The organism is Micromonospora sp. NPDC127501 (genome assembly GCF_040302185.1).
Taxonomy (GTDB): Bacteria; Actinomycetota; Actinomycetes; order Mycobacteriales; family Micromonosporaceae; genus Micromonospora.
In genome coordinates this window covers 56,324-63,112 of sequence record NZ_JBEORJ010000021.1, presented here as the reverse complement: position 1 = coordinate 63,112, position 6,789 = coordinate 56,324, and the positions used below count along the sequence as shown (strand labels likewise).

The window sequence follows — 6,789 nt, the reverse complement described above, 5'->3', positions numbered from 1 at the left end:
TCGTTGCCGGTGCGCTGCAGGTTCGAGTCACGACGCCCACCGCTACCACCGTCGGCGAACGCCTCGTTCACCACGTCCCACGAGTGGATCTTCCCGCGGAAATGCGTCGCCACCTGCGTGACGTGGTTGATCGCCGCGTTGCGCAACGCGCTGCCCGACATGCCCTGCGCCCAGCCCGGCTGCTGCTGATGCCACAGCAACGCATGGCCCCGCACGCTCATGCCGTTGGCCTGCGCGTGACTGACCAGACGATCACCACCGGTGTAGCTGAACCGACCCTGCTGCGGCTCGGTGGCGTCCCACTTCATCTCGTTCTCGGCCACGACACTGTTGAACTCACGGTTCAGGATGGTCGCGTACACACTGGTGGAGAGCTTGCCCGTCGCGACGGCCGCGCCGAAGTAACGGCCCTTCTCGGCCGCCGAGGCCCGGAGGGTCGTGCCGGCGCTGGCCGTGGAGGTCAGCGTCATCGTCATGCCGGCGGCGAGGGCGCCGGCAACGGCGATGGTCACCGCCGCTCGCAGGGCTCTTCTGTGATTCATGCGGATTCCTTCTCTGTGGTGGTGCAGCGATGGAGACGCACGCCCGAATCTGCTCCTGCGACATGGGAGACGTCAGCAACGGTCGCCGTCGCGGCAGCGGTGCGGGGAGTCCTGACCCGACGTCCGGCATGCCCTGGGCGGACGTCGCGGGTCGAGGTGCCACAGCAGGTTCGCCCGGTGAACCACAGGTGCGGCTACCCTCAAGCATCGACTGTGAGCGATAACATGCCGTTCGTCAAGTCGTCACCAACCGCACCGGGCCACCTGTCGCTCCTCGCAGTGGTGGGGCACGTCGCCGTGCTGCCGGAGCCGCGCCGAGCACGGCTCCGGCAGCACCCGTCACTGGAACGAGGCGTCGTCGACCAGGAGGCTGTCGGTGCCCTCGGCCGTCTCGACGTAGAAGGTGGCGCTGGTCAGCGTGCCGCTCCACGACACCGTCGTGGTGCCGGTGAGCAGGGTCCAGCCATTGACGTTCGCCCCCACCGCCGGCGTCAGCTGGAGGTAGTTCGTCGTACCGTTCGCGGTCAGCGACAACGTCGCCTTCGCCGACGGGGTGCCGCTCTGCGCTCGTACCCAGACGTTGGTGGTGAAGCTCCTGCCGTTGGTGAGCTTGGCGGTCACATCCTGACTGGGGCCGTTCCAGGCACCGGTCCGGCCGGTGATCGACAACGATCCGCTGCCGCCGTGCACGACTGTGGTGTTCCTGGCGAGGGTGCCGCTGCCGTGCACACCCCAGCCCGTCGTGCCGTTCTCCACGTCGCCGTTGGTGAGCAGGTTCGCGGCGCTGCCGCCGGTGCCGCTGAACTGCCACCAGTTGATGTTGAACAGGTTGCCGCTGCCGCCGGCGAAGCGCAGGTAAAGGTCATGGGTGCCGGTCGCTCCGCTGACCCCGCAGGTGGTGGTGTTCCAGGTCTGCCACCCGCCGGTGCCGCCCACGGTGCAGGTGCCCACGGTCGGGCCGTTGGCGCTGTCGAGGCGTACCTCGATCCGGCCGCCGCTGGTGGCCGATGCGACCCGGGCGCTGAACGAGGTCGCACCCGCGCCGAACGCGACGCCCTTGACCTTGATGTAGTCGCCGTTCTCGATCCAACCGACGTTCATCCCGCCCTCGCTGGACGCCTCGGTCTCGATCCCCGAGCCCCAGGCGATCGTCTCGGCCTCCTGTCGCACGTACGGGTTCAGGGTGCCCACCTGCGGGGCGCCGGTGTTCGTCATCGTGATGGTCGGGAACAGGCCGTTGCTGGTGTAGCTGAACTTCTCCACCGCGACCGAACGGGTGTAACCACCGCCACCGGGCAACGCCCCGTTGTGATAAAAGAAATACGAACCACCCTGGAAATCGATCACACCCGCGTGATTGGTGAAGCTGGCGCCCTGCCGCGGCATGATCGTTCCCCGATATGTCCACGGCCCCGTCGGCCCGGTCGCTGTGGAGTACGCGATGAACTCGGAGCAGCACTCCGCCGCGAACACGTTGTAGTACAACCCGTTGCGCTTGAACACCCACGGCCCCTCCTCGTACAGCGTCGGCCGACTCGCATTACCGTTACGGGTACCGAACCCCGCCGTCGTGAGTGGAATGCGTGTCGCACTGCCCGAGAACGAAATCATGTCCGGGTTCAACTTCACGTACCACAGACCCGGGTTACCCCAGTACAGATACGCCTGCCCGTCATCGTCGATGAACGCGTGTGGGTCGATTTCGTTGTTGCCGACCAATGGTCGACCGAGCGCGTCGCGGAACGGCCCGGTCGGGCTGTCGGACACCCCGACGCCGATGACCATCTGCCCGTTGGAGCGCTGGCGTACCGGCACGTACCAGTAGAACTTTCCGTTTCGCGGAACGACCTGCCCGGCCCACGCGTTGGCGTCCGCCCACGCGAATGTCGCCAGATTCATCGGCGATCCGTGATCGGTCCAGTTCACCATGTCGGCGGACGAGTACACCCGCCACTCACGCATCGTGAAATAGGTGGAACCGTCCTCGTCATGTCCGGTGTAGAGGTAGACCCGGCCGTTGTGCACCATGGGCGCCGGGTCGGCGGTGTAGATGTTCTGGACGATGGGGTTGTCGGCCTTGGCCGTCCCCGGGATCAGTGCGAGAAGACAGGCCATGCTTGCCAGCCAGGCGATGGCGCGCCTGGCCCGGCGGGTGGCCCGAGTTGTGGTTCGATCCTTCACTTTCACCATTACTCCCACAGAGAGTGCGCGTGTGGATGTCTGACTGGACGAGCCACCGCCGTCCCGGCGGCCGCTCGAACGGGCTTCGCCGTTCCTGCACCGGGCAGCACGATCGGCGACTGTGTTAGCGCTAACAGCCTTTGGCGAATGCCCCCTCCCCCATCTGAACTGGATTTTTGCGAGGCGCGGATGACCGTCGTAACCACACCGCAGCACCGAGGTATCAACGTTGACATCGAAGATTTACGATGCACGGTACTGAGCGACCGCACGGGCGTCAACGGAGGGAAGGCCACCGCCAACCGTCACGCACGGTAATGGGCCGATGATCGCGAGCCCGCCTGATGTCCGCTTCGGACCACATCCGCCACCTGACGCGGAGGGCCTCGGCCAGGTCGTCGCGGGAATGGGTCGGCGGGGTGCCCCGGGGGTTGCGGGCGTGTTAACGACGAACTATGTTAGCGATCACATCGATGTGCCGCGATAAGCGCAGGGGTGGGCACCCGGCGTTCACGGCGATCCACGTCCCACCCACCCCACCACACCCGGCGTCGGCCCCTCTGCCGCCGACGACCCACCGTCATCGATGGCGGGCCCGACGTACCCGGCCACCTGGAGGTTCCCCATGCCACCCCTGCCCCTCAGCCGCCGCCACCTGCTTCAGGCCGCCGGAGCCACCGTGGTGGTCTCCGCGAGCGGCGTCGCCCTCTCCCCCGGGAGCGCGTCCGCGGCCGTCGTGCCCCCGGCCCGCTCCGACATCGGCGTCTCGGCGTACGCGTTCGACCCGGGTCAGGTACGACTCACCGCCGGCCGTTGGATGGACAACCAGACCCGGACGCTGAACTACCTACGGTTCGTCGACGTCGACCGGATGCTCTACAACTTCCGCGCCAACCACCGGCTGTCCACCAACGGCGCCGCCACCAACGGGGGCTGGGACGCGCCGAACTTCCCGTTCCGGACCCACATGCAGGGCCACTTCCTGAGCGCCTGGGCGTACGCGTACGCGGTGCTGGGCGACACGACCTGCCGGGACAAGGCCAACTACATGGTGGCCGAATTGGCCAAGTGCCAGGCCAACAACTCCGCCGCCGGGTTCGGCGCGGGTTACCTCTCCGGCTTCCCGGAGTCCGACTTCACCGCGCTCGAGGCACGGACGCTCTCCAACGGCAACGTGCCCTACTACTGCATCCACAAGACCCTCGCCGGCCTGCTCGACGTCTGGCGCTACATCGGCAACACCCAGGCCCGTACGGTGCTGCTGGCCCTCGCCGGCTGGGTCGACACCCGGACCAGCCGGCTGAGCTCCAGCCAGATGCAGTCGATGCTGGGCACCGAGTTCGGGGGCATGAACGACGTGCTCGCCGACATCTACCAGCAGACCGGCGACAGCCGGTGGCTCGCCACCGCGCAGCGGTTCGACCACAACTCCGTGTTCAACCCCCTGGCCTCGGGCCAGGACCAGCTCAACGGGCTGCACGCCAACACGCAGGTGCCCAAGTGGATCGGGGCGGCCCGGGAGTACAAGGCCACCGGGACCACCCGTTACCGGGACATCGCCAGCAACGCGTGGCGAATCACCGTCGGCGCGCACACGTATGTCATCGGCGGCAACAGCCAGGCGGAGCACTTCCGGCCGCCGAACGCCATCGCCGGCTACCTCAGCAACGACACCTGCGAGCAGTGCAACACGTTCAACATGCTCAAGCTGACCCGCGAGCTGTGGCTGCTCGACCCGAACCGGGCGGACTACTTCGACTTCTACGAGCGCGCGCTGATCAACCACCTGATCGGCGGGCAGAACCCGGCCGACAGCCACGGCCACATCACCTACTTCACCCCGCTGCGGCCGGGCGGACGTCGCGGTGTGGGCCCGGCGTGGGGAGGCGGCACCTGGAGCACCGACTACAACTCGTTCTGGTGCTGCCAGGGCACCGGCCTGGAGATCAACACCAGGTTGATGGACTCCATCTACTTCTACAACGGCACCACACTGAGCGTGAACCTGTTCACGCCGTCGGTGCTGAACTGGACGCAGCGCGGCATCACGGTCACCCAGACCACCAGCTTCCCGGTCAGTGACACCACCACGCTGACCCTGTCCGGCTCGATGAGCGGGTCGTGGAGCATCCGGGTGCGGATCCCGTCCTGGACCAGCGGCGCGACGATCGCCGTCAACGGCACGGTGGAGAACGTCACCACCACACCGGGCAGCTACGCCACGGTCACGCGCACCTGGGCGGCGGGCGACACCGTCACCGTGCGGCTGCCGATGCAGGTCGCCGTCAAGGCCGCCAACGACAACGCCAACGTCGGCGCGGTCACGTACGGCCCCACGGTGCTGGCCGGCAACTACGGCAACACGGCCCTGAGCACGCTGCCCACCCTCACCGTCTCCTCGGTCACCCGGACCAGCACCACCTCGCTCGCGTTCACCGCCAGCGCCAACGGGTCCGCGGTGAACCTCGCCCCCTTCTACGACGCCCACGGCTACAACTACACGGTCTACTGGAACACCAGCGGCAGCGGCGGGCCCACCGGCAGCTACCGCCTGGTCAACGTCGGCACCGGGCTGGTCCTCGGTGTCCAGAACATGTCCACGGCCGACGGTGGCCTGGCCGTGCAGTGGGGCGACAGCGGCACCGCGGACCACAACTGGGTGGTCATCACCGACGGCAACGCGGTTCGGTTCCGCAACGTCAACAGCGGCAAGGTCCTGGGCGTGGAGAACATGTCCACCGCCGACAACGCCCGGGTCCTGCAGTGGGCCGACAACGGCACCGCCGATCACCGGTGGGTCCTCGTGGACAACGGCGACGGCACCTACAAGATCCGCAACGTCAACAGCAACAAGCTGCTCGGGATCCTGAACGCGTCGACCGCCTGGGGAGCGCAGGCCGTGCAGGATCCGGACAACGGCAGCGCGGACAACCGGTGGAGGCTGGTCCGCAACGCCTGACCTCCGCCCGCTCGACGGGCTCACCGGCGCGGTCACCCGAAGGCCGCGCCGGTGACGCCGGGCGGACGCCCGCCAACGGTCGTACAGTGGGGAGGGTCCTGGCCCCAGTGAACGTGGCGGACGTGTCGGCTCGTGCCGCTTCCGCCCGGAAGGAGCACAGTGAACCGCCCCCTCCGCACCACGCTCGGCGGCGCGTTGACCGCCGCCATGCTGGCCACCGTCGCCGTCGCGCCGGCGCAGGCGCACCCGGTGAGCCGACCGCCGACCGTCATCGCCCTTCCCGACGGCTTCCAGCCCGAGGGCATCGCCACCGCCGGCCGGTACGCCTACTTCGGCTCCCGCGCTACCGGCGCCATCCAGCGCGTCGACCTGGTCACCGGCCAAGGCACGACGATCGGCGCGGCCACCGGCACGCCGTCGCTCGGCCTCAAGGTCGACAGGCGCGGCCGACTCTTCGTCTCCGGTGGCACGGCTGGCGACGCTCGCGTGCTCGACACCCGTACCGGTGAAGTTCTGGCCCGCTACCAGTTCGCCACCGCCCCGACGTTCGTCAACGACGTCGTGCTGACCCGGGACGCCGCGTACTTCACCGACTCGAACCGGCCGGTGCTCTACCGGGTGCCGCTCGGTCGCGGCGGGGCGCTGCCCCCCGCCGACGCCTTCACCACGATCACCCTGACCGGCGCGTACGAGCAGGTCGGCACCGGAGTGAACCTCAACGGCATCGCCACCACACCCGACGGCCGGGCGCTGATCGTCGTCCAGTCCACCACCGGCACCCTGTATCGGGTCGACCCGGCGACCGGGGCGAGCACGGTCGTGGACGTGCCGGGCCACACCTTCACCAACGGCGATGGACTGTTACTGCTCGGCCGCACCCTGTACGTCGTGCAGAACCGCCTCAACCAGATCGCGGTGGTCCGACTGAACCACGCCGGCACCGCCGGAACGCTCACCGGCACCATCACCGATCCGAACTTCGACGTACCCACCACAGTGGCCAAGGCGCTGGGCCGGCTCTACCTGCCCAACGCCCGGTTCACCACACCGCCGACCCCCACCACGCCCTACACCGTCGTCGCGGTCCGCGCCCACTGAGCGACCCGA

At 68.2% G+C, this 6,789-nt stretch carries 4 protein-coding genes; 2 read left to right on the top strand and 2 right to left on the bottom strand.

Translation table 11 applies throughout. From position 1 onward, the window contains the following. A partial coding sequence (locus tag ABTW72_RS31560) for an endo-1,4-beta-xylanase (RefSeq protein WP_350865314.1) occupies window positions 1-542 on the bottom strand: 542 nt, incomplete at its 3' end. Window positions 543-881: 339 nt separating this feature from the next. Next, window positions 882-2,657 (bottom strand): family 43 glycosylhydrolase, encoded by a 1,776-nt coding sequence (locus tag ABTW72_RS31555; protein WP_350865311.1) that lies wholly within the window; start codon window positions 2,655-2,657, stop codon window positions 882-884. 691 nt (window positions 2,658-3,348) lie between these two features. Here ABTW72_RS31555 and ABTW72_RS31550 point away from each other — a divergent pair. Then, on the top strand, window positions 3,349-5,682 hold the full coding sequence (locus ABTW72_RS31550; RefSeq protein ID WP_350865309.1) for a beta-L-arabinofuranosidase domain-containing protein: 2,334 nt from the start codon (window positions 3,349-3,351) through the stop codon (window positions 5,680-5,682). A 159-nt stretch (window positions 5,683-5,841) separates the two neighbouring features. After that, on the top strand, window positions 5,842-6,780 hold the full coding sequence (locus tag ABTW72_RS31545; protein ID WP_350865307.1) for an SMP-30/gluconolactonase/LRE family protein: 939 nt from the start codon (window positions 5,842-5,844) through the stop codon (window positions 6,778-6,780). Window positions 6,781-6,789: the final 9 nt, after the last annotated feature.